This window comes from Psychrosphaera aquimarina, from assembly GCF_032461525.1.
GTDB lineage: Bacteria > Pseudomonadota > Gammaproteobacteria > Enterobacterales > Alteromonadaceae > Psychrosphaera > Psychrosphaera aquimarina.
Genome location: NZ_JAWCUA010000009.1, coordinates 94,179 through 119,002 on the forward strand (window position 1 = coordinate 94,179; position 24,824 = coordinate 119,002).

31 protein-coding genes and 1 pseudogene are annotated in these 24,824 nt (G+C 37.3%); 17 read left to right on the top strand and 15 right to left on the bottom strand.

Annotated features, from left to right (window positions below):
• Nucleotides 1-76: 76 nt before the first annotated feature.
• Nucleotides 77-394, bottom strand: a complete 318-nt coding sequence (gene metJ, locus RT723_RS11545; protein ID WP_216053967.1) for a met regulon transcriptional regulator MetJ — start codon at nt 392-394, stop codon at nt 77-79.
• 214 nt (nt 395-608) lie between these two features.
• Here metJ and metB point away from each other — a divergent pair, with 214 nt between their 5' ends.
• From metB to trmB, 7 genes are all read left to right on the top strand, one after another.
• Entirely contained in the window at nt 609-1,865 is a 1,257-nt protein-coding gene (gene metB / locus RT723_RS11550; RefSeq protein WP_371819944.1) for a cystathionine gamma-synthase, read from the top strand.
• Between the two features lie 36 nt (nt 1,866-1,901).
• Nucleotides 1,902-3,044 carry a hypothetical protein gene (locus RT723_RS11555; RefSeq protein ID WP_315947244.1) on the top strand — a complete coding sequence of 381 codons (1,143 nt, stop codon included), beginning with the start codon at nt 1,902-1,904 and terminating at the stop codon, nt 3,042-3,044.
• A 14-nt stretch (nt 3,045-3,058) separates the two neighbouring features.
• Nucleotides 3,059-3,949 (top strand): methylenetetrahydrofolate reductase, encoded by an 891-nt coding sequence (metF, locus tag RT723_RS11560; RefSeq protein WP_315947245.1) that lies wholly within the window; start codon nt 3,059-3,061, stop codon nt 3,947-3,949.
• 300 nt (nt 3,950-4,249) lie between these two features.
• Entirely contained in the window at nt 4,250-5,098 is an 849-nt protein-coding gene (locus RT723_RS11565; RefSeq protein ID WP_315947246.1) for an HDOD domain-containing protein, read from the top strand.
• A 2-nt stretch (nt 5,099-5,100) separates the two neighbouring features.
• On the top strand, nt 5,101-5,400 hold the full coding sequence (locus RT723_RS11570) for a DUF5665 domain-containing protein (protein ID WP_315947248.1): 300 nt from the start codon (nt 5,101-5,103) through the stop codon (nt 5,398-5,400).
• A gap of 123 nt (nt 5,401-5,523) precedes the next feature.
• Complete coding sequence (locus RT723_RS11575) at nt 5,524-6,105, top strand: PhnA domain-containing protein (RefSeq protein WP_315947250.1); 582 nt, start codon at nt 5,524-5,526, stop codon at nt 6,103-6,105.
• Nucleotides 6,106-6,184: 79 nt separating this feature from the next.
• Nucleotides 6,185-6,877 carry a tRNA (guanine(46)-N(7))-methyltransferase TrmB gene (trmB, locus tag RT723_RS11580; protein ID WP_315947251.1) on the top strand — a complete coding sequence of 231 codons (693 nt, stop codon included), beginning with the start codon at nt 6,185-6,187 and terminating at the stop codon, nt 6,875-6,877.
• 67 nt (nt 6,878-6,944) lie between these two features.
• Here the strand turns inward: trmB and slmA are convergent, their stop codons facing one another.
• Both slmA and coaBC read right to left on the bottom strand, forming a co-directional pair.
• Nucleotides 6,945-7,529 carry a nucleoid occlusion factor SlmA gene (gene slmA, locus RT723_RS11585; RefSeq protein ID WP_216053975.1) on the bottom strand — a complete coding sequence of 195 codons (585 nt, stop codon included), beginning with the start codon at nt 7,527-7,529 and terminating at the stop codon, nt 6,945-6,947.
• A gap of 23 nt (nt 7,530-7,552) precedes the next feature.
• Complete coding sequence (coaBC, locus tag RT723_RS11590; RefSeq protein ID WP_315947252.1) at nt 7,553-8,782, bottom strand: bifunctional phosphopantothenoylcysteine decarboxylase/phosphopantothenate--cysteine ligase CoaBC; 1,230 nt, start codon at nt 8,780-8,782, stop codon at nt 7,553-7,555.
• A 143-nt stretch (nt 8,783-8,925) separates the two neighbouring features.
• Here coaBC and radC point away from each other — a divergent pair, with 143 nt between their 5' ends.
• Nucleotides 8,926-9,600, top strand: a complete 675-nt coding sequence (radC, locus tag RT723_RS11595) for a RadC family protein (protein WP_315947253.1) — start codon at nt 8,926-8,928, stop codon at nt 9,598-9,600.
• An 11-nt stretch (nt 9,601-9,611) separates the two neighbouring features.
• On the opposite strand, the gene RT723_RS11600 is transcribed toward radC, so the two are convergent.
• The 6 genes from RT723_RS11600 to RT723_RS11625 all read right to left on the bottom strand — a co-directional run bounded on the left by RT723_RS11600 (nt 9,612) and on the right by RT723_RS11625 (nt 13,656).
• Nucleotides 9,612-10,031 carry a DUF6691 family protein gene (locus RT723_RS11600; protein WP_315947254.1) on the bottom strand — a complete coding sequence of 140 codons (420 nt, stop codon included), beginning with the start codon at nt 10,029-10,031 and terminating at the stop codon, nt 9,612-9,614.
• Entirely contained in the window at nt 10,031-10,465 is a 435-nt protein-coding gene (locus tag RT723_RS11605) for a YeeE/YedE family protein (RefSeq protein ID WP_315947255.1), read from the bottom strand. The genes RT723_RS11600 and RT723_RS11605 overlap by 1 nt, the downstream gene beginning before the upstream one ends.
• An 85-nt stretch (nt 10,466-10,550) precedes the next feature.
• Nucleotides 10,551-11,537: a glycosyltransferase gene (locus RT723_RS11610; protein WP_315947256.1), complete on the bottom strand. Its 987-nt coding sequence runs from the start codon at nt 11,535-11,537 to the stop codon at nt 10,551-10,553.
• Nucleotides 11,531-11,656 carry a hypothetical protein gene (locus RT723_RS11615; protein WP_315947257.1) on the bottom strand — a complete coding sequence of 42 codons (126 nt, stop codon included), beginning with the start codon at nt 11,654-11,656 and terminating at the stop codon, nt 11,531-11,533. Before RT723_RS11615 ends, RT723_RS11610 begins: the two co-directional genes overlap by 7 nt.
• A gap of 6 nt (nt 11,657-11,662) precedes the next feature.
• Nucleotides 11,663-12,223 (bottom strand): hypothetical protein, encoded by a 561-nt coding sequence (locus RT723_RS11620; protein ID WP_315947258.1) that lies wholly within the window; start codon nt 12,221-12,223, stop codon nt 11,663-11,665.
• Between the two features lie 5 nt (nt 12,224-12,228).
• On the bottom strand, nt 12,229-13,656 hold the full coding sequence (locus RT723_RS11625) for a capsule assembly Wzi family protein (RefSeq protein WP_315947259.1): 1,428 nt from the start codon (nt 13,654-13,656) through the stop codon (nt 12,229-12,231).
• A gap of 146 nt (nt 13,657-13,802) precedes the next feature.
• On the opposite strand from RT723_RS11625, the gene RT723_RS11630 reads away from it, so the two are divergent.
• Complete coding sequence (locus tag RT723_RS11630) at nt 13,803-14,963, top strand: capsular polysaccharide export protein, LipB/KpsS family (protein ID WP_315947260.1); 1,161 nt, start codon at nt 13,803-13,805, stop codon at nt 14,961-14,963.
• Between the two features lie 14 nt (nt 14,964-14,977).
• Here the strand turns inward: RT723_RS11630 and RT723_RS11635 are convergent, their stop codons facing one another.
• Nucleotides 14,978-15,571 (bottom strand): CDP-glycerol glycerophosphotransferase family protein, encoded by a 594-nt coding sequence (locus RT723_RS11635; protein WP_315947262.1) that lies wholly within the window; start codon nt 15,569-15,571, stop codon nt 14,978-14,980.
• 33 nt (nt 15,572-15,604) lie between these two features.
• Nucleotides 15,605-16,000 carry a hypothetical protein gene (locus RT723_RS11640; protein ID WP_315947264.1) on the bottom strand — a complete coding sequence of 132 codons (396 nt, stop codon included), beginning with the start codon at nt 15,998-16,000 and terminating at the stop codon, nt 15,605-15,607.
• A 141-nt stretch (nt 16,001-16,141) separates the two neighbouring features.
• Between RT723_RS11640 and RT723_RS11645 the strand changes: the two genes are divergently transcribed.
• The 8 genes from RT723_RS11645 (at nt 16,142) to RT723_RS11680 (ending at nt 21,760) form a co-directional block, all read left to right on the top strand.
• Nucleotides 16,142-17,212, top strand: a complete 1,071-nt coding sequence (locus RT723_RS11645; protein WP_315947265.1) for a CDP-glycerol glycerophosphotransferase family protein — start codon at nt 16,142-16,144, stop codon at nt 17,210-17,212.
• Between the two features lie 13 nt (nt 17,213-17,225).
• Complete coding sequence (locus RT723_RS11650) at nt 17,226-17,669, top strand: FAD synthase family protein (protein WP_315947266.1); 444 nt, start codon at nt 17,226-17,228, stop codon at nt 17,667-17,669.
• The gene (locus tag RT723_RS11655) at nt 17,670-18,275 is read left to right on the top strand and encodes an SDR family oxidoreductase (RefSeq protein WP_315947267.1); all 606 of its coding nucleotides are present in this window, start codon (nt 17,670-17,672) and stop codon (nt 18,273-18,275) included. It begins immediately after the preceding gene.
• 181 nt (nt 18,276-18,456) lie between these two features.
• The gene (gene rpmB, locus RT723_RS11660) at nt 18,457-18,693 is read left to right on the top strand and encodes a 50S ribosomal protein L28 (protein WP_215963297.1); all 237 of its coding nucleotides are present in this window, start codon (nt 18,457-18,459) and stop codon (nt 18,691-18,693) included.
• An 11-nt stretch (nt 18,694-18,704) separates the two neighbouring features.
• Nucleotides 18,705-18,860 carry a 50S ribosomal protein L33 gene (rpmG, locus tag RT723_RS11665; protein WP_105050859.1) on the top strand — a complete coding sequence of 52 codons (156 nt, stop codon included), beginning with the start codon at nt 18,705-18,707 and terminating at the stop codon, nt 18,858-18,860.
• Nucleotides 18,861-19,015: 155 nt separating this feature from the next.
• Nucleotides 19,016-19,519 (top strand): hypothetical protein, encoded by a 504-nt coding sequence (locus RT723_RS11670; protein ID WP_315947269.1) that lies wholly within the window; start codon nt 19,016-19,018, stop codon nt 19,517-19,519.
• Nucleotides 19,520-19,529: 10 nt separating this feature from the next.
• Entirely contained in the window at nt 19,530-20,339 is an 810-nt protein-coding gene (gene mutM, locus RT723_RS11675; protein WP_315947270.1) for a bifunctional DNA-formamidopyrimidine glycosylase/DNA-(apurinic or apyrimidinic site) lyase, read from the top strand.
• Nucleotides 20,340-20,389: 50 nt separating this feature from the next.
• The gene (locus RT723_RS11680) at nt 20,390-21,760 is read left to right on the top strand and encodes an aldehyde dehydrogenase family protein (RefSeq protein WP_315947271.1); all 1,371 of its coding nucleotides are present in this window, start codon (nt 20,390-20,392) and stop codon (nt 21,758-21,760) included.
• A 38-nt stretch (nt 21,761-21,798) separates the two neighbouring features.
• Here the strand turns inward: RT723_RS11680 and RT723_RS11685 are convergent, their stop codons facing one another.
• From RT723_RS11685 to RT723_RS11695, 4 genes and pseudogenes are all read right to left on the bottom strand, one after another.
• A complete protein-coding gene (locus tag RT723_RS11685; protein ID WP_216053991.1) occupies nt 21,799-22,137 on the bottom strand; it encodes a hypothetical protein in 339 nt (112 codons plus the stop codon).
• 46 nt (nt 22,138-22,183) lie between these two features.
• A complete protein-coding gene (locus RT723_RS11690; protein WP_216053992.1) occupies nt 22,184-23,536 on the bottom strand; it encodes an alanine/glycine:cation symporter family protein in 1,353 nt (450 codons plus the stop codon).
• A 2-nt stretch (nt 23,537-23,538) separates the two neighbouring features.
• The gene (locus tag RT723_RS18175; protein WP_428983664.1) at nt 23,539-23,934 is read right to left on the bottom strand and encodes an MFS transporter; all 396 of its coding nucleotides are present in this window, start codon (nt 23,932-23,934) and stop codon (nt 23,539-23,541) included.
• Nucleotides 23,838-24,725, bottom strand: a pseudogene (locus RT723_RS11695) (MFS transporter); the annotation flags it as partial. The gene RT723_RS18175 and the pseudogene RT723_RS11695, both read right to left, overlap by 97 nt.
• Nucleotides 24,726-24,824 lie beyond the last annotated feature (99 nt).

Sequence of the window (24,824 nt, forward strand, 5' to 3'; positions counted from 1 at the left end):
AGCAATAAAAAAACGCAGCTTAATGAGGCTGCGTTATTTATTTGAAAAATTAAATAAAAATTAAAATTAATTTATTTTATTCTTCAATAGTTGGTATTTCTTTACCCATTTTAATAAGAATGTTTCTTACTTCTTCTGGGATCTGCTCAGGATTTTCTTTCGCTAAGTCATTATCTGCTGGTAATGGTTGACCTGTAAATGCATGTAAAAATGCTTCACACAGTAATTCACTATTTGTAGCGTGTCGCAGATTTTGCACTTGACGACGAGTTCGTTCGTCGGTCAACACCTTTAAAACATTGAGCGGTATAGATACTGTGATCTTTTTTACTTGCTCAGATTTTTTCCCATGTTCTGCATATGGGTGAATATACTCACCGTTCCACTTTGCCATAACAAACCTATTTGTTGTGAATCCAGCTATTAATATTATTAACAACCAGGTACTAAATTTTTGAGACTGTGAAATTGTATTGAATTTATTTATTTAGTCAAATTATCGCATTCTAAAAGTTTAGACGTCTAGATGGTTGACAATACTAATAATCAGTTTATAGTTTAGCCATCTAAACGTGTAAATGTCCGAGGGTGATATGTCAAACCAGTCAATAAATAACCTTGATGCTGAAACAATTGCAGTGCAATCCGGTTTAAATTCTGACCAAAGTCACAATTCAGTTGTTGCCCCTATTTATTTGGCAACCAACTTCGAATTTGACACGATTACTAACAAACCAAATTTTGATTATAGTCGTGGTGGCAATCCAACTAGAGATCTATTAGCCCAAGCACTTGCAGAATTAGAGCGTGGTAAAGGTGCAGTCGTTACATCTTCAGGCATGGCTGCTATTAATTTGGTTTTACAGTTACTCACGCCTAACGACACTCTAGTGGCTCCTAAAGATTGTTATGGTGGAACTCATCGATTATTTACCAGTTTAGCTAAACGCGGTGGATTTAATTTAGTTTGGCTGGACTTTTACGCAGAAGACATTGAGAAACAGTTACTTCAAACAAAACCTCAAATGATCTGGTTAGAAACCCCAAGTAATCCATTATTACGTTTAACTGATATAAAACAGTTTTGCCAAGTGGCAAAACAAGTTAATGCAAAAGTTGTTGTAGATAACACCTTTTTATCTCCACTAGGGCAATCACCAATTGCGTTAGGGGCTGATATAGTTGTTCATTCTTGTACTAAATATCTCAATGGTCACAGTGATGTTATTTCTGGGGCAGTTATTTCAGCGGATGAAGAAACACACGAACAAATTAGTTGGTGGGCCAATAATACTGGCGTAACCGGAGCGCCATTTGATAGTTATTTGATTTTACGTGGTATCAGAACCTTACCAATTCGAATAAAGCAGCATAGTGAAAATGCACTTGCCATTGCGGAGACCTTATTAGCGCACAAAAATGTAACGAGCGTTAATTACCCTGGGCTACCTCAGCACCCTGATCATCAATTAGCACTTCGCCAACATAAGCAGCATGGTGGCATGGTGAGTTTTGAAATAAATGCAGATGACAGCCAAATTGATGCATTTGTGAAAAAATTAAATTTATTTACTCTTGCTGAATCATTAGGTGGCACAGAAAGTTTAATTTGTCATCCAGCTAACATGACACATGCAGCTATGGACGCAGAAGCACAAAAAGAAGCGGGTATTACCCCACAATTAATTAGGTTGTCGGTGGGGATAGAAGCTAAACAAGACTTAATCAACGATTTAGTGCAAGCATTAGACTCGTTGAATAGTTTAAAAGTTGCTTCCGCATTTTGTTCTGAAAATGAAACGTCAATAGAACTTGAAACCATCGCCACTTGCCGATTAAGTCCTGCTTTAGCAGCATTGTGGTAACTGTAGGTTTTATTAATAGGGAACGGAACGGTATAAATGACTCTGAAAATAAAAGATAGCGGCGTGAGTAAATCAAGCATGGCAGAAGTGAATATTATATTGCTTGGTAAGGGGAACGTGGGCAATGCGTGGTTATCTTTGTTTAATGAACAAAAAGCACGTTTTGCGCAAACTGTAGAGGTTAAACTGATTGTCGTTGCCAATTCAACTAGAGCGATAGTTAACCTTGAAGGGTTAACATCAAATCAATTTAATAACTTTGCTGAAGATTCAACTGTAAATGATTTAGCTGGGTTAATTGAGCAAGTTGAACAAGCGAAATTAGATAATGTTCTTGTGATTGATGTTACCGCTAGTCAACAAGTTACTCATAGTTATCCTGAGTTTGCGTCATTAGGCTGGAATATTATATCGGCCAATAAAATTCCAATGTCGGTGTCATCTGAGCGTTATAAACGATTAGTGAGCTTGTTAAAAAGTAATGGTTGTTATTGGGGAATAAATGCTACGGTAGGTGCTGCATTGCCTGTGCAATCTAGCTTGGTTGAATTAATTCAATCTGGCGATAGAGTGTTATCAATAAATGGCGTTTTTTCAGGAAGTTTATCCTATTTATTAGTCAATTATGACGGAAAGCAAAGTTTCACTGAGTTAGTTAAACAAGCTAAAGATGCTGGGTTTACCGAACCAGACCCAAGAGAAGATTTATCAGGTGCAGATGTACAAAAGAAATTATTAATTTTATCCAGATTAGCGGGTTATATTATTAATTTAGATGATATTTCTGTTCAGCCTTTATTACCGCAAGAACTATTACAGGGAAGTGTGGCTGATTTTTGGGATAAGAAAGATAAAATTGATTTATATATGTCGCAAAAATTTGCAGACGCAGAGCAAAAAAGCAGTAAATTAGTATACGAAGCAAAAGTATCTTTTGTCGATAAAGTTGCATTTCCATCAGTAGAATTAACGGCATTACCAGCAGCGAATGCCGTAACTCAGTTATCACCTACTGATAATGTATTTACTCTGAAAACTGATTTTTATAACGACAACCCATTGATCATTAGAGGTCCGGGAGCGGGTGCAATCATAACCGCAACAGCAGTGAATATTGATTTAAACAAATTTGTAACTCAATTGGCCGTAGCCAATGAGATAGCCAACAATAAAAAATAAATAGAGAGCACAACATGAGTTTTCAGCGAGCACAGCACTTAGAGTCTATAAACAACAACCTACTAGATATTAAAGGTAAAATTGATGTTTCATTCGAGTTTTTTCCACCAAACTCAGAAGAGATGGAAACGACACTTTGGAATTCAATTGAGCGCTTAACTCCTTTAAACCCTAAGTTTGTTTCGGTTACTTATGGTGCAGGTTCTGGAACACGCGATAGAACGCATGATGTGATAAAACGCATTCAAAAAGATACCAATCTATCAACGGCTGCTCATTTAACTTGTATCGATGCCAGTAAAGAAGAACTTATACAAGTTGCTAAAGATTATTGGGAACATGATGTGCGTCACATTGTCGCCTTACGCGGTGATTTACCAGATAATTCAGCAAAACCGCACATGTATGCTTCTGATTTGGTCACGTTATTAAAATCAGTTGCTGATTTTGATATCTCAGTTGCTGCGTATCCAGAAGTGCATCCAGATGCCCGCAACGCGCAGGCTGACCTTATTAATTTAAAACGTAAAATTGATGCTGGCGCTAACCGTGCTATCACCCAATTCTTTTTTGATGTGGACTCTTATTTACGATTTAGAGACCGTTGTGCTGCAGCTGGTATTGAAGCGGATATTATTCCTGGGATATTACCGGTAACTAATTTTAATACGTTAAAACGCTTTGCTGGATTAACCAATGTTCATGTGCCAAATTGGATTCATGACTCATTCCAAGGTTTAGACAACGATCCTACAACACGAAATATGGTCGGTGCTTCTATCGCAATGGACATGGTTAAAGTCTTATCAAAAGAAGGGGTAACGGATTTCCATTTTTATACACTCAATCGTAGTGAATTAAGTTATGCCATTTGCCATATGTTAGGTGTGCGTCCAACCGTTTAAATTATAAAGAGTCAACTTATCGTTGGCTCTTTTTCTCTAGCCTTCAGTTTGACCTTGATCCCCCTGTTAACTAAAAATAACATCCATACAGTGTTACATTCAAAAATATACTATATTGTAAATTAACTTCTTAGTTATCAAATTGACTGCGAGCACATAGTTATAAACATATTTACTACTACATAATGTAAGGTAGGAAAGTTTTGACAAAACAGGAATGGGCACATTTAGAGTTTAAATTGTATTAGTCTTAGTCATCGATAAAACAATTTAGAGTCATTACATTTATTAGGGCATGAAATGATAGTAGTAAATGACGAAATATTATCAAATATTAATAAAACGTTTGTTATACCTCCTAGACCCGATTTATTAACCGAACTCAAAGATATTATGTCGGAAAAAGACCCATCATTAATGGATATGGGCAATGTGATAGCCAAAGATGTTGGTTTATCTGCAGCAATACTTAAGTTAATTAACTCTCCTGCATATGGCTTAGCTCGAACCGTTTCAGATATTAAACAAGCGGTTATGTTTTTAGGATTTGATGGGATATATACATTAGTTCAAGGTATAAAATTAAAAGAAGCATTTGCTGTAGGGAAGCGTTCTATTAATTTAGATAGATTCTGGGATACGGCAGAAGAAATAGCTCAAGTAGCGCTGGTCATAGGTGGTGAAGTTAAGAGTAAAGTGCCGGTCGAAAATCTTTATACAATAGGGTTATTTCATGACTGTGGAATACCTGTTATGGCCGCTAAATATGATGACTATATAAAGGTTCTGACTGAATCAAATAAAAACTATGAGCGTACTTTGGTCAACATAGAAGAGGCTACCTATAATACTAATCATGCAATTATTGGATATTATCTCGGTTCAAGCTGGCACTTACCAAAAGATATTTGTCAGTTGATATTAAGGCATCATGACTTAAATTTTTTAGACAAAATTGAAGGTGATATAGAGCAAATAAATTACTCTGTATTGAAAATGGCAGAAAATATTGTGCATGTCGAAAGAAGACATATAGCAGCTCCAGATTGGCCTATGTTAAAAGACGCCGTATTGGATACATTAGGGTTTACTGATGATATTTATAACGATTTAAAAGAAGATATTACTGAATTAGTGTTTGGACGTTAATAGTGAAGGAAGATAATAATCACCCTAAAAAGATAGATGAATTGCTAGCTGAAAGTAAAAGCATTTCGCTGCAATTACAGCAATTAAATGAACACAAATTAATTAAAGCTTATAACTCAATACCTCAATTATTATGGTTTCATTTATTAAAAGGGGTTGCATTTGGATTGGGCAGTGTATTAGGCGCAACTGTTGTATTATCAGCTTTGGTTTACGTGTTGGCCCAGTTTGAGTTTATTCCTTATATTGGAGAGTGGGTCTCAGCTATAATAGATGTAGTAAAAACCCCAACAACAGATTAAATATAGCTTAATTAAATTAGCTTAAAAGTAACGTGGTACTTTAAATTTAAACTAAAAATAGGCATAATCCCGCACAAAATAAGTGGGTAATTTATCCAGTTATATTCACTCTAAGGAATATCAATGACGATTGAAACTACATTAAAACAAAGAAGTAATGATGTGTGCGAATTATGTGGCTCTAATGATGGGTTAACGGTTCAATCAGTTGCACCAAAAGATGCCTCAAATTCTGATCATTGTGTTTTAGTCTGTAGTACATGTGTTTCTCAATTGAATGGCGATGAGCCTTTAAATATAACACATTGGCGTTGTTTAAATGACAGCATGTGGAGCACGACACCTGCGGTTCAAGTATTATCATGGCAGCAGCTAACTGTGTTGACTAAAGCCGGTGAAACCTGGGCTCAAGACTTGTTAGATATGATGTACATGGAAGACGATGCTAAAGCATGGGCTGAGTCAGGCGTTGCGCATTTATTATCAGAAGATGATGCTGAAGCATTTGATTCAAACGGTGTAAAATTGTCAGCGGGTGATAATGTATACCTGATCAAAGACCTTCAAGTTAAAGGTGCTGGTTTTACCGCAAAACAAGGCACAACGGTTCGTGGAATTTCTTTAACTTCAAACCCTGAACATGTTGAAGGGCGCGTGAACGGTCAAAAAATAGTTATTTTAACAAAGTTCGTTAAAAAAGTTTAAGTCCATATAACTCTGAGCGGAAAGTTTATCTGCTCAGAGGCTCCTCTTTGAATATCCAGTTAACCCCACAGAGATCTTTATGATTGAAGGTAACTCTAGAAGTATTACGTCAAATCAATTAGGCGTTCACGATGATCTTGATAAAGTTGTAAAAAAACACTTAAGTTCAGATTTTAAAAAACCATATGCACCCCATTCACTGTCAGGTTTTGAGCAAATAAAGATGCGAGTTTCTACGTTCTTGTTATTTAACCCAAATGGCACAATTATTTTAGATTCATGCTGTGGAGTGGGTGAAAGTACTTATCATTTAGCGGTTAATAATCCTGATGCTTTGGTTATTGGTATAGATAAATCTGAACACAGGATAGAAAAGTACGAACACCATCACCAACAAACAATAGATAATTTTATTTTGATCCGTGGTGATTTAAATGATTTATGGCGTTTAATTGCAGAGGCAGATTGGCCAATTTCACACCACTATATTTTATATCCAAATCCGTGGCCTAAAAGCAAACACCTACAAAGGCGTTGGCACGGAGCCCCCGTATTTAAATACATACCTCAATTAAGTGAAAAGTTAACGGTGAGAAGTAACTGGGCTATATATATTGAAGAATTTACTCAAGCGTTGACACATATGAATGTGAAAGCTGAAATATCTGATTATAAACGTGATACGGCGATGACGCCATTTGAACGAAAATATTGGGCGAGTGGTCAAAAAAGCACTGAGTTGAATGTAACTTTTAATAATTTAAAGAGTTAAGCTTTACGAATTTAAATATGACAACATAAGCTCTGTTACATAAGAGCTTATGTTGCTGTTGTCTTTTTTACCAGAACAGTTGCCAGCCTTTCCACTGTGCATCAAATCCTTCCATTGGGCTTCGAGTAAAGCCTGAACGGACAAACTGATTCATCTTACCTTCGGTATAAGCTAATAACATATTAGCAAGGGCAGCTTCATCGATAGGGAAGTTTTTTCCTTCACGTAATTTACGTTCACGTAATACCTGTTTAAATTGAGTCTCAAGTTTTTCAAACAGTGCGGCAACACGCTCTCTTAAACGATCGTGTTCACCCATTAATGCATCACCGGTGAGTATAGCGGTAATACCTCGGTTCATTTCGGCAAAACCTAAAATCAGCTTCATAATATTAGAAATGCGACCTTCGGTAGATTTATCTTTTTCTAATATTATATTTATGCGGGATAACAATGTGCCTTCGATGAACTCGATTAAACCTTCATACATTCTCGCTTTACTCGGAAAATGACGATATAAAGCTGCTTCAGACACACCTACTTTTTCAGCTAATTTAGCTGTTGTGATCCTTTGACCTGAATGACTTTCCAACATTTCCGCAAGGCATTGTAATATTTGCTCTTTACGGTTTCCTTTTTTACCTGCTGGCATAACTTTCCTCGAAATTTAAAGTTTTAGCGGTTATATGTTTGATGAATTAATGACAACAAATGTTTAGCTAAAACACTTTTGTTCTCAAGAGGTAAGTCCTTACTTCCATCATCCCAGTATACTTTAAGCGCATTTTGATCAGAATTAAAGCCTTGACCTGAAACTGATACGTCATTTGCACAAATCATATCCAAATTTTTTCGTAACATTTTTGATTTTGCATATTGTTCAACATCTTGGGTTTCAGCCGCAAAACCAACAACAAACGGTCTATTTTCTGTTAAAGCGGCGACATCTTTTACAATATCTGGATTTTTGGTCATGGTGATCTGCATGACATCATTATCTTTTTTTATCTTCTGTGTCGCGAGGTTATCTGGGCGATAATCAGCTACAGCGGCACAAGCAATAAACACATCAGATTGAGTTGCTAGATTAAGACTGGCTAGGTGCATGTCGCACGCACTTACTACATCTGTTCTTGAAACATTATTTGGTGTAGTTAGATTTACAGGACCAGAAATCAAATTAACTTTAGCGCCTAACTGAGCCGCAGCTTGAGCAATAGCAAAGCCCATTTTACCGCTAGAGTGATTGGATATATATCTAACAGGATCTATACCTTCACGAGTAGGGCCTGCCGTAATGGTAATTGTCTTACCTTGCCAAATTGGCAATGCAGTGTCCAATAGATTGTCGAAGTGTTGCACACAAGTTGCAACTATTTCTGCAGGTTCAACCATACGTCCTAAACCTACATCACCACAAGCTTGTTCACCACTTGCCGGCCCACATAATGTAACACCACGTTGTGTTAATAATTTTAAGTTATCCTGTGTTGCTGGGTGAGCAAACATTTGTTGATTCATCGCTGGGCATACAATTACCGGAGCAGGGGTCGCTAATAATAAAGTTGTGGCTAAGTCATTGGCTAATCCAGCTGCCATTTTCGCAATAATGTCTGCCGTCGCTGGGGCAACCACTACTAGGTCGGCCCATTTTGCAAACTCGATGTGGCCCATAGAAGCTTCCGCTTGAGGATCTAATAAATCTTCTGCTACCGACTCACCACTTACCGCTTGTAATGTTAATGGAGTAATAAACGCCTTAGCACCGGATGTCATGACTACTTTGACGTTAGCACCTTGTTCTTTAATACGGCGAACAAATTCAGGCATTTTATAAGCGGCAATTCCCCCGCTAATAATGAGCAAAATGTTTTTATTGGAATGTTCTTGTAACAGCATGGTCATATCTTGTAGCCAAAATTGGTAAAAATGAAAACGAACACTATAATTTTTAGGCCTATACCTTAACGGTTTTCAGCAACGGAAACCATTCTTAAACTAAATAATCTTGCTTAAAAGCAATCAATTTATTATTGCACGGAGGCAGTATGTCACTAAACGATTGGCCGGAACATTTAAAACCTCGAGAAAAACTATTAACAAAAGGCGCAACATCGTTAACTGATGCGGAATTGTTAGCGATATTTTTGCGTACCGGCACCGCTGGGATGGACGTGGTTAAGTTGGCAACTCATCTGCTGGATCACTTTGGTTCGCTAAATAGATTGTTTAACGCGGATGTCATTTCTTTTTGCCAAACGAAAGGTATGGGAGAGGCCAAATATGCTCAATTACAAGCTGTATTAGAAATGTCCAAACGGTATTTTCAAGAATCTATGTTTAGGGAAAATGTATTAGATTCGCCGGGAGCGGTTAAAACCTATTTACACCAGTTATTAAGAGATGAAACATACGAGAAATTTTTACTTATTCACTTGGATAATCAACACAGAGTCATTAACGATGAAGTTTTGTTTACCGGAACCATTGATTCTGCCGCCGTGTACCCTAGAGTCGTAATAGATTCGGTTATAAAGCACAAAACAGCGGCTGTAATATTCGCCCATAATCATCCGTCGGGTATATCGGAGCCTAGCCATGCGGACATCAACCTGACCAACAAGTTAAAACAAGCATTAACCCTAATCGATGTGAGAACATTGGATCATTTTGTGGTGGGTTATGATCATGTTGTTAGTTTTGCCGAGCGTGGCTTGTTATAACAGTAAGTGTGTTAATCGGTTGTTTTACTACAAATAAACGCCCCTGCTAACATACTGACAATAAAGACCATGGTTTGCCAATAACCATAGCTTATTGAGGCAATAGCTGGGCCTGGACAATAACCAACTAATCCCCAACCAATACCAAACATGGCCGAGCCAATAACTAGTTTCCGATCAATTTTTATAAACGTTGGTAAATGAAATGACGAATCGAATAATGGCTGTTTGCGTTTTAATATCAAAGGAAAAACCACAATAGTGACAATCAAAGCTCCTAACATCACAAAAATAAGACGACTGTCCCATAAACCAAATATATCTAAAAAGCCTTGTACTATTTTGGTGTCGTTCATGCCTGACAAGGCCAGTCCAATACCAAACAATAATCCTGCTAACAATACGATTAAATATTCTGCTAATTTAGTCATTAGAATCCCCCTACTTGTTTAAGTAAAAATACGGAAATAAAGCCAAATATCATAAAAGTGATAGTCGCGACTATTGAGCGGGTAGAAAACCGAGCAATGCCACAGACGCCATGACCACTTGTACAGCCATTACCCAACTTGGTACCAAAACCAGTAATAAGACCGGCAATGATCAATAAGGGCAAATTGTCAGTTGGCGCTTCAGGAATTGGTAAATTGTATACATGATGCACGAGCATTGGGCCAAGTATTAAGCCAAGTAAGAATATCCAACGCCAAGGTTTTTTGACCTGATTAGGATCTAATAATGAAAAAGTAATGCCACAGATGCCAGCGATTCGCCCAACAAATAACAGCATTAATACAGCAGACACACCAATAAAACAGCCGCCAATTATGGCTAACGTAAAGTCAGTGAAGGTCAATTCAACCATGTGTTAGTACCTAGCATAAATTATAAAAACGTATTTTAGCAGCTACTAACATACTGGTCTTATATCTAAGTTAAAGGATATATAACTAAGGTTTTTGCTGGGCTAATTTTAGGTAATGCTCCACTGCGGCTTCCACTGAGAAGTTTTGTTTAATATGTAATAGGTCGATTTTAGGTGGTTTTTCTAGCGCTTGTATAATTTTAATAGCAAGAGTTTCTGGGTCATTTACTGGAGTTAGGAAGTCGGCTTGTTCCCCAATTAAGATCTCACTTGGACCATAATCACAATTTGTGCTGACAACGGGAGTTTGGCAAATCAGACTATCAATAATATTCATGCCCAATCCCTCAAATTCAGAACTTGAAATTAATAGCTGGGCCTTAGCAAACCAATTATAAGGATTTTCTTGAAAACCAGGGGTGATAATTCGGTGTTCTACGCCATATTTTGCAGCAAGTTTTCGGGCTTTTTTGTCATATTTACAAAGTAATACAAGTTTAATGTCGGGCACTAAGGCGAGCGCTTGAAACAATATGTCATGTCGTTTTTGTTTAACAACTCTTCCTGCATGAATTAAGTATGGCTCTTCAGGAATATCGGGATTTAATACAGTTGCTAACTCTTGAACTGTTGTGATATCAGTTGGATTATAGATTCTAACCACAGATTTGGGGGTTATGTATTGTTTTGAGAGTGCTTCATTTTTGACACCTTCCGACACTGCTATCAAATTTTTATTGTTGTAGCTTTTTTTCTCTCTCAATTTACGCCAGTATTTTAATGGACCTAACTTCGCTTCTCGTTTTAATTCTTGCGCCATCGCATTATGTAGTATGTAAAATGTATTGTTGAAATCACAGCGAGATATCACTTTACTGCTTGGATCTAAATTAACTAAGTGCAAATCAAATGGGCCGTGTGAAGCTGTAACTTGATTGACTAGTTGTACCATGTCAGCCGCGGTTTTCTTGATATTTAACCAATTGGTACTTTTACGGTGTTTAATATTGTCATATAACACATGAACAAAAAAATCGTTAGAAGCGATATATTCAATCCGAGGTTCTAACAAAAAAAGTGTACTTGATGCCCTTTATCTACTAAACCAGAAGCAAGAGTCAGCATTACTTTCTCTGCTCCGCCGCCGCCAAGGCTATCAATAAATATGGCGATATTTTTCTCTATCATCATTTGTCCTTAAAAATAGTAATTGATGCCAATGGAAAGGGCTTGTATAGAATAAAATGAGTCTGGTGTTGAATCTATGCTTGGAGGATCGTTTATGCTTAGTTTATCTCTTGCTAAGGCATCAAAATAACGCGCCTCTAACTGAAGCCCCCAGTTTCCCCATTTACTTGGGTGGTATAATAACCCTAAGCCTCCAGCGTATCCGTAAGCAGGGGTTCTAAATTGATAACGAGCGGCCCCTAAAAAAATATTTGTGGAAAACGACTCGGATAACGTTAAGTGATAATCAATTGCTCTGACACTGATTAAAGTATGGTCATCATAACCTTGTATATCGATACGAGAACCAATAGAACTGGAGAATGAAATAGGCTTCTGTACCGCAATCGCTAAGTATTGGCCAGTTTTGACAGAGCTATAATCCGGTAACTCTTCGGTTACAGATTCATTTGCTCGGCTGATATATTGATCTATGCCTAGATCTAATCTTAATTGATAAGGTTCAGCACCGACAGCCTTGGTCGAAAAGTATATTAAAATAAACTGGAGAAGAAAGATTGTTTTTTTCATTGTTATTACCAAGCCAGAGAGGTCGAAATTGAATAATAAGACTCGTTAAAAATATCTTTACCATACTCAATAGAAGAGACCCATTGATATTCATTCATGATGGTAAACCATTCAGCTTTAACCTGATAACTAGTATGATAATCGTAAGATGTATAGGATTCATTTTGAGTAACATTGGCTGAAAGGGTGATGTCATCTCCATTGCTCTGTAACCAATATAACTTTGCCATAGCGTTATACGCTCCAACACCATCACCAGAGAAAGAATTGTCACGATTTCTAGACTCTGCCGCCCAGTGACCTATTATACTTCCTTCATGAGTTAAACCATCGCCGTAAACATGATGCACATACCAAGCATTTTGCCATTCAGATAACTCTACGCGAAGACCAATATTGTCTGTTAAATACGGAATATAAAGGCCTGCAGATAAAGCTGAGTTACCTAGTTTGTAGTTAAAACCTCGACTTGTATCTTCTCCTGCATATTCAAAATATAAAGAAAATGGAGTATCACCTGAGAAGGTAAATTGGCTGACTAATGAAGCTGCTTGATTGCCAAATTGTTCGTCTACGGATAAATCTGCGCTGGTATTATCGCTACCGCTAGGGTCAAAAAAAGCACCAATTAAATCACTGAATGAATTAGAACCTCGTTGACCTCCGCCAGACTGTAATATTCTATTAACGCCTAAACTAAACCCTTGCCAAGGAGAGACGGATAGATGAAAGCCAGTGATAATCGGCTTCCCGCTAATGTATTCACCTTGATAATAAATATTGTCAGAATTTGATAGCTCACCGACAAAGAGTTCATAATTTACCCCAAAGTCAGTTAATGGTATTGAATTGCTAATGGAGAGCGTTGGGAGTGTCGGAGCATGTGTACTAAGTAACATGGCGGAGTTTTCCATTGGTGATAACCAATGTGGTTTGGTGCCAATATCTAATTGCATCCAGTCAGTACCAACGGAAATATAGGTATTTTCTAATGATGTATCGCTGCCATTCAGTTGAGCACCAGCAGTAAAAGATAAATATTCCGTTAGTTGGCTATATCCAGTGATATGGCCATAGACATTAGACTGGTATTCAATCCCTCTTTGGTTAGCTAAGGTAGAGTCTGTGCGGTCAGACAATTGAACCGCGATACGCCCGTCCACTATACTTGCAGGTGATTGGTATTTTTTTAGATGTGTTGTTATTTCAGTACAAAGAGGAGTAACACGAGTAAAACAGACTTTATTGAGTGCTTGTTTAACTTGACTAACAGAAAGCGGTTTTTTTAATGACGTCATATTCGCCATTAATAATAATTGGTCAATGTTCCGTTCAAGCTTTGCGGATTGTTTTAAAGGTAAATAACCAGATGTTCCAGCCAGTGCAGATGAGGATATGAAGAATAACAGTACTAGGTAATTTTTTATTATCACAATAGATGTTTAAGGCTGTCTAAAAGTAGGCGTAGTGTAAAGGCTTTAAATTTGAAATTCACTATTTCATTAACTTTTCGATAATATCACTGTAACATTCTGAAGATAAGGTGCTTCATAAAATTTAGGCAACAGGATTAGCTCATTTGAAGTCAAATAATATTCAAAAGAAATTTTTATTTATATCTAGGAAGTCTTCACATTATCGTTACTACCAAAAGTTAGTGGCGTTTATTGGAGGATCGGCTGAACTACATCAATTAAAATTGATATCTTTACCCCATATCGCATATTGGAAGCACCTAGAAAAATTGAATTTTGATGAGTTAGTTGATGTCCATGTGCGCCGCAAAATAGTTCGCCATCCATGGTTAGTTACGTTCAAACCATTACTCAGTGTTGTTAAATCTAGTTATATCTTATTGGAAAAGTTAAGAGCGAGTTATTACTTTAAGTTATTTCTAAACGGCGAGTATGACACGGTTATTTTATGGAATGGCATGAAGCAGCCAAATAAAACCCCATACCAAGTAGCTAAAGTTTGCGGAAAAAAAACCATGTTATTTGAGAATGGATTGTTGCCAAATACGACCGTTTTAGATGCTAAAGGGGTAAATGCATTAAATTCAGTGCCACGAGAACCGCATTTTTATCGCGATATAAATATTGATGACAGTGAGATAACTAAAAAATTGGTTGTTAGACAACCACATAAAAATCGGAAGTTAGATGAACAAAATGTGGTTTTGCCTGAATTGTTCATTTTCGTGCCATTTCAAGTGCCCAACGATACTCAAATAGTTTGTCACTCCCCTTGGATCGATTCAATGGAAGCATTTCACCAAGTATTGGAACAAGCATTGATCGAATTAGATTCTAAACCTGATTTATGTTTCGTTATTAAAGAGCACCCTTCATGGCCAAGAAGCTTTAAACATTTACATGATAAAAATCCTCGAATTATCTTCGCGAATAACATGAATACCCAAGACTTGGTAGAACGATCGACAGCTGTCGTTACGATTAATTCCACCGTAGGGATAGAAGCGCTTTTGTTAAACAAAAAAGTGATCACATTAGGCAATACATTTTTTAATGTAGAAGGCTTGGTGTGGCACGCTGACAATCAACAAGAATTCACCAAGTTATTAGCCAATATTGATGATGTTATTGTAGATGAAACCTTTGTTCGTCAATTCTTAACTTATTTGAACTCTGAGTATTTAATTCCGGATGCTTGGCAAGATGTTAACGCATCCTCTTTTGCTCATTTAACTGAAGTTAAGCGTCGATTGGAGACGTTTTAGCTTTGTTTTTAGTTTTATAACTTCCAATAATTGAATTTCTTGCGCATTTTGATTTGTCTGATCAGGTTAAAAGGAAGTGCTTTAGGCGCTAATTTCCCGTTTATCACTCTTGATTTTACAGCCTCGTATACACGCTGGGTTGCCTTTGCATCATGACTGGGGTGGTATTGTTCTCGATAAGCAGTTATCAACGCCATGCGTTCTGCCGTGGGGTTAAATGCTGTATTTAATGCATCGTTAAGCTGCTCTGGCTCCGTTATGTTTATTAATGCTGACTCTGGAGAGGCATTGTTATAGGTAATCGCTGGTTTATTTAACAGCATAAATTCGGTAATGACAGAAGATGTGTCAGAGACAATGACATTCGATGTTTGTAATAGTCCGCTTAAGTTTGAAGTTTCCAACACCACTAAGTGTTCATGCTGTAACTGCATATATTGCTCAATGATCTTTTTGTCCATCTTAGGGTGGAACTTGACTATCCAGTGAAATTTATTTTGTTTGCTTAATGCCACAATCTCATCTTTTAATTCAACCGCGCTTGATAACGAAGGGGAAAAGGTTGGGGCGTATAATACGATAGGCAAACCTAGGTTATTAACCGGCATAGGTTCGGCGTTAAATAATTTATCTAATTTTGTCTAACCGGTTTCAACCACATCAAAAAATTGATGTTTTTCACTTAGCTTTGCAAATTTTTCAGTAAAAAATGGGCCTTGTGTACAATATAAGTCAAAACAACCTCTAACTTTAAAGTGTCCTTTTTTCTTCCATTCAAATCCATGAAACACTTGCACTTTTAAGCCTTGAATAAAACTAGGCACCACATTACCCGGAACAAATACGGCATCAGGCTTAAAGTTTTGCACTTCTTGAATACTGTCGGTAAAGGATTCGTTTGCTAAAAAGTATGATTGGTCAACGTTATTGCCATATAACATCCACATGACTTGGTCGTTATTTTTTAACGCGTATTCTTGAATGGGGCGCAAGATCTCAAATGAATAGTTTTGTGAGATGAAAAGCAAAATTCGCATTTGTCATTACCATAGTAAAATTAACCATCTAGCGCATTATTACATTAGTTTTACAATTTGATGTAATTTTTACTACATATCCTTATAATCAAAAATTAATTTAGTACTTATCCTTTAATATGTTCCTTTAACTGGTTGGTTATGAAAATAATTTTTGATGTTTTACATTTATACTACTTGCCACAATATTTACCAGTTAGGGATGAACTGATTAAAGCAGGGCACCAAGTTTATTTTGTTTTTTATAAAACGTCTGATCCATCATTAAATGAAATTTGTCAATCCGTAATTAATAAAGAAAATTTAGACTGTTTTCTCGCCGATGATTGGTCGCAGGCGTTATCTTTTTACTTAGAACAAAAAGCGAGTTGGATTATATTTGGCAATGCGGTTGAGCAAATTGATGTCATCCACAGTGTCAGTAAAACTGCAATGATGTTGCATGGTATTGGGCCGAAAGCGGTATACTATGAAATGCCTAAAAAGCCAATGACAGTAAGGTTTGTCGAGGGAGAGTATCGTCTAAATAGACTTAAAGGTATGCACCCAAATGATAAGTTTATCGATACCGGTTATGCCAAATTAGACCCTGCCATTCAGTCTGATAATAACGGCGTCAATTTAAGTGATTTAGGTTTAGACCCAAACAAAAAAACAATTTTGTATGCGCCGACGTTTTACCCTAGTTCATTAGAGTGCATGCCTAAAAATTTACCGCAAATGCTGTCTGAATATAATCTAATTTTAAAGCCTCATTTTTTTAGCTTAATTAAAACAAAATACAAAAAACACAGTAAAATACTTAAACGTTGGCAACAAGCTGATAACGTCTATTTATGTGACGTTGAAGATTATAATCTTGTCCCTTTTATGGGAGTGGCCGATGTTATGTTATCCGATGCCTCTTCGGCCATTTTCGAATTTGCTGCGTTAAATAAACCTGTAATTTGGTGTGATTTTTATAAATTACGTTGGAGTTATCGTGGGATATTTAGTTATCGATTCAAGCAACGCGTGGACTCAGATATACAATATTTTGAACAAGTTGGTTGGCGGATCCAGTCACCAACTGAATTAGTTGATACCATAGTGGGTTCATTAAAAGAGACTGACGCTAAAGTACAGCAAAGGGCTAAGGTCATTAGCCAACTCGCTGGTCGAGTTGATGGTCAATCAGCTAATCGTGTCGTGGATTATTTAACAAACAATTAATGAGGTGATGGAAATGAAACCTGTAGTATATGTTTCTGGAACATTTGATTTATTTCACAGCAATCACTTAAAAATGATTGAATATGGGGCTGGGCTTGGCGGTACGCTCATTGTGGGCGTAAGTACTGATGAATTGGTGAGTACCTATAAAAATCCGCCTAGTGTGCCATTTGAAGAGCGTCAGGCCATAATTTCGGCTTTAAAGTATCCACATATTGTTATACCGCAGCGTTCTTTGGAGCATACCCAAAGAGTGCAAGATTTGAATATTGATATCTTTGTCGTAGGTGATGACTGGCGTGGAAAGTATGATTATTTAAGAGACTTAGGTGTACAAGTTTTCTATTTTCCTTACGGTGCTGGTGTTAGTAGCTCTAAATTAAAACAACAAATTACCAAACAATACACTGAATTGAAGAAAACGGCCGATGATCATATCAATCCAGAGGTTGTGTAGATGTTAAAAATATTAATCACAGGTGGTGGTGGTGATTGGGCACAAAGCTTTAAACAAAGTCACCAAGATACTTATGATATTCACACGCCGAGTAGAGGCGAGTTAGATGTGACATCTGAGCCATCCGTCATTGCATATTTTGAACGTCAAACAACGCCATTTGATGTGGTCATCAATAATGCGGGATGTATCCACCCTAAGCGCATTTTAGAGTCGGATAGCAGTGCATGGGTTAATGACATTAATGTCAATTTGATTGGTAGTTTTTATGTGAGCAAAGCTGCATTACAATCAAATCGCAAAACAAAGTTAATACATATATCGTCAACGGCAGCGTACAACGCTTATGCGGATTGGTCTTCGTATTGTGCGTCTAAAGCTGGAGTGAAAACATTAGCCTTAAGTTTGGCTAATGATGGCTTTGATTCTTATTGTTTATGCCCTGGAGCCATAGATACAAAATTCAGAGATAAATTCGATATTGCCAATAATAATGTGATGAGTTGTGCGGACTTAACAATTCATGTTTTGGACGTGATAAAAGGGAAATATCAAAGGGGTGATGTTTTGTTTATTCGCAGTAATGAATTCACCCTAAATCCTTAGTTTGTACAAAAAACAAACTCAAATAAAAATAACTGGTAAAAAAACGTCTTATTTACAACAAAAACTTGATCTTGACCCTCAAATTCTGTATAAATTGCGCCCTTTCGAATGCCCGGACAAATTAATTGGCCAATAGGGCTAATTAGATTGACGTCAGAATTTTTGTTTTGGAGTAAATGACATGGCTAAAGTTTGCCAAGTAACAGGTAAGCGCCCAACGGTTGGTAACAATCGTTCACACGCGCGTAACGCTACTAGACGTCGTTTCTTACCTAACCTACAAACACACCGTTTTTGGGTTGAAAGTGAGAAGCGATTTGTGAAATTACGTTTATCTACTAAAGGTATGCGTATAATTGATAAAAAAGGTATTGATACAGTGCTAGCAGATATGCGTGCAGCTGGTCAAAAAATCTAAGGAACTAAATCATGCGTGATAAAATTCGTTTAGTTTCAACGGCTGGAACTGGTTATTTTTATACTACTGATAAAAATAAGAAGCTAATGCCTGAAAAGATGGAAATCAAAAAATTTGATCCAAAGATCCGTAAACACGTGATCTTCAAAGAAGCTAAAATTAAGTAAGCTTTTTGAATTCTATTGAAACTTTTGCAAAAGTTTAAAAAACCTGGCTTATTAGTCAGGTTTTTTTATGTCCAAAATTCAATAACATTGATTAGCACAATTAATCACTATAAATTGTAAAGTCACAGTTATACCAGTAGTTTGATAGGACTAGTATGAAAACAGGGTTAACCCAACGAGGTTGGAATAACGTATTAATTTTTGCATCGCTATTTATGATTGTATTGTTTAACAGTACACATCAACGATTTGTCTCCAACGACAATGACAAGATCAAACGTACGTTAATTGAATCATCAAGTTTATTGCAGAATATAGACTTTAACGGTTTACGGTTTGAACGTATTGGGTCAGGGTGGCGCACGTTAACACAAGTAGACATTCAGACTAAAATGAGTCCTGAAACTATTATTCAACACTGGGCTGAACAGCCGTTAGAAATATTGGAAAATGAACCTGCAATTAATAGCTCAAACAGTCGATTTCCAATATCCCTGGATATGATCGGCCAACAGCAAACCCAAGTGTTTGAATTTATTATCGATAATAATGCAGGTGTAGTTTACATTTTTGATCATAACATTGCGCAGTGGTTGATAATCGATCAATCACAGTTAGCCTTGTTTATCCCTGCCGTTTTACTCAATCTAAATAATTAAGTTAACCATAATGCCTGAATTACCAGAAGTAGAAGTAAGCCGTTTAGGTATTACTCCACATATTGAAAATCAAATAATCACTCAAGTTGTCGTTAGAAATGGTCAGTTGCGCTGGCCGGTTCCTGAAGAGGTTCAATTATTAGTTGGTCAAACGGTAATGGGGGTGTCACGCAGAGCAAAATATTTGTTTATCGATACCCAAGCCGGCAGTGCTATTTTGCATTTGGGCATGTCTGGTAAATTACGTGTTGTTGATAAAGACGTAGCGCTTGTAAAACACGATCATATTGATATCGAGTTTAGTAACGGAAAAGTACTTAGATATAACGATCCTCGTCGCTTTGGGGCATTTTTATGGCAACAACCTAACACTACCCACGCGTTGTTAACAAAATTAGGCCCAGAGCCTTTAACGGACGAATTTGACTCTACTTGGTTATTCGAAAAATCCAGAGGTAAATCCACAGTAGTTAAAAACTTTATTATGGATAACCATGTGGTGGTGGGCGTTGGCAATATATACGCTAATGAAAGTTTGTTTAAAGCGGGAATCGACCCAAGAAAGCCAGCTGGGAAAATATCAAAACAAAAATATGTCGCTTTAACTGCGCATATCAAACAGACGTTAGCAGAGGCAATCAAACAAGGAGGCACCACTTTAAAAGACTTTACTCAGTCAGATGGTAACCCCGGATATTTTGCTCAAGAATTATTGGTTTATGGCCGAGCAGGAAAAGCGTGTTTATCGTGTGACAGCATATTAAAGTCAATTAAAATTGGTCAAAGAAATTCATTTTATTGCCCAAGTTGCCAACATTAATAAATCAAGTTATCTTCGATGCAGAAAATTCGTAGTTAAGGTTAATTAAAATGGAATTCATTTCTCAATTAAGACACACATTTGCTAGTGGTAAAACTAAATCTTTAGAATGGCGCCAAGGCCAGTTGTTAGCGTTAAAGCAAATGTTGGAAGAAAATGAAAAGACCATTTACAAAGCGCTGTTTGATGATTTAGGAAAATGCCAATTTGAATCCCATGTTTCCGAATATGGCTTTGTATTAAAAGACATCGCTTTGTTTCTTAAGAAAACAAAACAATGGGCCAAACCAAGAAATGTAAAAACCCCTTTATTGTTACAACCTGGTAAAAGCAAAATAACACCTGAGCCTTTAGGTACTGTGTTAATTATGGGGGCTTGGAATTATCCTCTGCAACTTGTGTTAAGCCCTATGGTGGCGGCACTTGCAGCAGGTAATTGTATTGTACTTAAACCTTCTGAGCTTTCGCAGGCGACCTCAAATTTATTGGCTGACTTAGTCCCTAAATATTTAGACCCAAATGCGATTGTAGTTTATGAAGGTGATGTTGCGGCTACCACTGAATTATTGAAACAACGTTTTGATCACATAATGTACACTGGCAGTGAAGCTGTTGGGAAAATAGTCATGCGTGCGGCTAGTGAATATTTAACCCCTGTGACTTTAGAGCTTGGTGGGAAAAGCCCATGCATTGTAGATGATAATACAAATATCAAAGTAACCGCAGATAGAATCGTTTGGGGCAAATTTATTAACGCAGGACAAACCTGTATAGCACCAGACTATATCTTAGTAACACCGAAGCAACGTGAACCTTTAATTAAAGCATTACAATTGTCATTAATTAAACAATATGGTCATGATCCCAAACAGTCACCAGATTATGGAAGGATTATCAACGACCGTCACTTTCAGCGTATAACCGGTTACTTAAATGGGATTGAAGATAAATTAATTGTTGGCGGACAGACGGATGCCGAGCAAAAGTATATTGCGCCAACGCTCATCTTTGGTCCTGAGCTAACCAGTCCTGTGATGCAAGAAGAAATATTTGGCCCTTTGTTGCCTATCATCGAAGTGGCTTCCATGGACAAAGCCGTTAACTTTATTAACGACAGAGAAAAACCATTAGCATTATATTTATTTAGTAATGATGAACTAACGATTAAAAAAGTAACCAATGAAACCAGCGCAGGTACATTAAGTATTAACGATACGGTTGTCTTTATGGTGAATTCAGAATTTCCGTTTGGTGGGGTAGGGAACTCAGGAATGGGGTCTTATCATGGCAAGTGGGGATTTGATTCGTTCAGCCATTTAAAACCGGTATTGCATAAAAGCTTCTTTGCCGATGCGCCTGTTCGATACGCGCCATATTCCGGTTGGAAACAAAAAGCATTTAAGTTTTTAGCTAAGTTTTAAAACAGAAGTCGTAATAAGAATGATATTAATCACCAATATCATTCTTTTTCATTACGGGTATTAAATTGTTTTATTGGCCTCGTTCTATCTGGTCGATTACCATTGTACTCACAGTAAACGCTGCCATTAGCACGGACAAACACTTTGTCCGTACAAAACTCATCAGCCACATCTTCATCAACGTAAATTAATTCACCCTGATTACAGGCATAAGGGATTTTCCCCACAAATACTTTTTCGCACTGATTAAACTCAGGCAAATCATCATAAGAAACGTCTTTGGATAAATATGAACTCCACTCATACATGGCAATCAATGCAGCGGTTAAGAGCGCAAGAATGTAGAGTGTTGATTTAGTATTCTTTTTCATAGCCATAAAACGTTCGCCTGATAACGATGATTATTTTAAATAAAATATTTGGTTAGTTGAGCTTAGCAAAATAGACTTTTGCGGCGGCTTTAACCTTAGGCGCTAATAAAATAGCCGACAACATAGTTGGTATTGCCATTAAGCCATACATGCCCATCATAAAATTAAAGATGACATCTAATGTCACTAAACAACCAATCACGATAGTAGTTAAATAAAATGGTTTGTAATATTTACCATTTTGTTCTCCAAACAGATAAACAAAACATTTCTCACCGTAGTACCAATAAGTAAACATGGTGCTGGCGGCTAAAAATAAAATTTGAATCGCCAGTAATACTTGACCAATAACCCCAAGCTCTTGACCAAATACTTGCATGGTTAATTCTACGCCTTTAACCCCTTCAACATCTTGCCACATGCCAGAAGCGAGAATAACGAGTGCTGTACAAGTACACATAATAAGTGTGTCAACAATTGGTCCTAACATGCCAACTAACCCTTCACGAATCGGTTCGTCTGTTTTCACGGCTCCATGGGCAAGCACTTCAGTACCAATCCCCGCTTCATTAGAAAATACGCCTCTTGAAACGCCTATGATAAGTACACCCAGAATGCCACCTGTTACGGCTTGAGGTTGGAAAGCCTCAACAAAAATAGACTGAATCAATTGTGGAAGTTCAGGTAAGTGATTAAACAGCACAGCTAAAGTCATTAATACGTACATAATTGCCATACTTGGTACTAATCGAGTGGTCACATATGCAACACGTTTTAATCCACCTAGAATGACGCCAGCCACTAACAGTGTGATCACTACGGCCACAATAATGTTGAACATGTCTGGCGATGAAAACCAAGATTTAGGAATTAATTCTTCACGTAACGCAGCGGTTAATTGATTAGCTTGAAAAGACGGTATTGTTCCCCATAAACCTGCAAAGGCAAACAATAAGGCAAGTGGTTTCCATTTCTGTCCTAATCCTTCGGTGATCACAAACATAGGACCGCCATGCACTTCACCATTTTCATCCGTTTTTCTAAACATAACCCCAAGTGAACAAGTAAAAAACTTAGTCGAAACACCTAATAACGCGGTTAACCACATCCAAAATACAGCGCCAGGGCCGCCAGCGGTAATCGCCAAGGCAACGCCTGATATATTGCCCATGCCAACAGTACCTGCTAGTGCGGCGGACAAAGCTTGTGCATGTGTCAGTTGACCTTTTTCTGAATCGTTATCGTGTTTTCCGGTTAACAGGGATAAACCATGTCCTATATATCGAAAAGGAACCAGTCTTGAATAAATGGTAAAAAATATACCTCCACCCACTAATAAAAAAATCATCGGCATGCCCCAAACAAAGTTTGAAAACGCCGACATGAGTGAACCAAGCCAATCCATAATTATTCCTCTAAAGTATTCGGTTGTGATTTTGTGTTTAAAAATGCGGAATTGATCTTCAATTCTGAAGCGCGCCAATTCGTTACAACAACAGCTGCAACGAGTAATAATGGAATGCAAATAACCAGCATAGCATTCCAACCAAGTGTGTTTATAACCCATCCCGCGGATAAGGATGCTACCGCTTGGCAGGTGAACATTACAAGGTCATTTAACCCTTGGATTTTAAATTTCTCTGATGGTGTATAACTTCTTGGTAATAACGACGTGGCGGTAATAAACATAAAATTCCAACCAATGCCCAGTAATACCAAAGCGCCCCAATAGTGTACATATTGATGCCCAGCGAAGCCGATAATAATACAAGCGAATAAAGCAACCATACCGCTATATAAAATATTAGCTTGGCCAAAACGTTGGATAAGTCGGCCGGTAAAAAAGAAGGTAAATACATGGCGATGATGTGACTTTGAATTACCCACTTTGTGTCTTGCATATCAAATCCACTATGGACATGCATGCTTATCGGTGTCGCGGTCATAATAAAGCTCATGACACTAAAACCGACGGTAGCACTGATAATCGACGCTAAAAATACAGGTTGTTTAATAATCTCTTTTAGTTCACGTTTAGGTGCTTGTATTTCATCTTTAGGCTTTGATAGCGGTTTGTAAAATGCAATAAAAATAACAGACAACATCAATAAAACGGAGACACCAATAAAGGAACCAACAAATTCGGTTTCAAACCAATCTTTACCAACAAAGGCGACTTCTGGTCCAATAAACGCGGCTATGAGTCCCGCGACTAATAAGATGGAAACCGCTTTACCGGCTAATTCATCCGGGACTGATTCCATTGCGGCAAAACGAAATTGTTGTACCGCAGCGATCATGATGCCGAATAACAAGATGCTAAGACAAAATAACCAAAAGTTACCAGCTTCAATGGTGTACGCCGCAAATAAACAGTTTATGGAACCTGATACGATGGCAATGATAAACCCTTTTTTACGCCCAACAATAGATAAAGCTTTAATCACAGGTAACATAAATATAGCGATACCAACGACCATTAAAGCGATAGGTAAAGTGGCTAACACTTTTGTTGGAGCAAGTTTCAACCCAATAAACCCACCAACAAATACAATAACAGGGCCAATAGAGCCTATCAAAGCTTGCGCGAACATTAATAACCATACATTAGGATGGATATTAGATTTGGTATTAAAAATTGGCACTAACGTTTTGCCTTTTAAAATATGACAACTCAAGATATTCCAATAGGT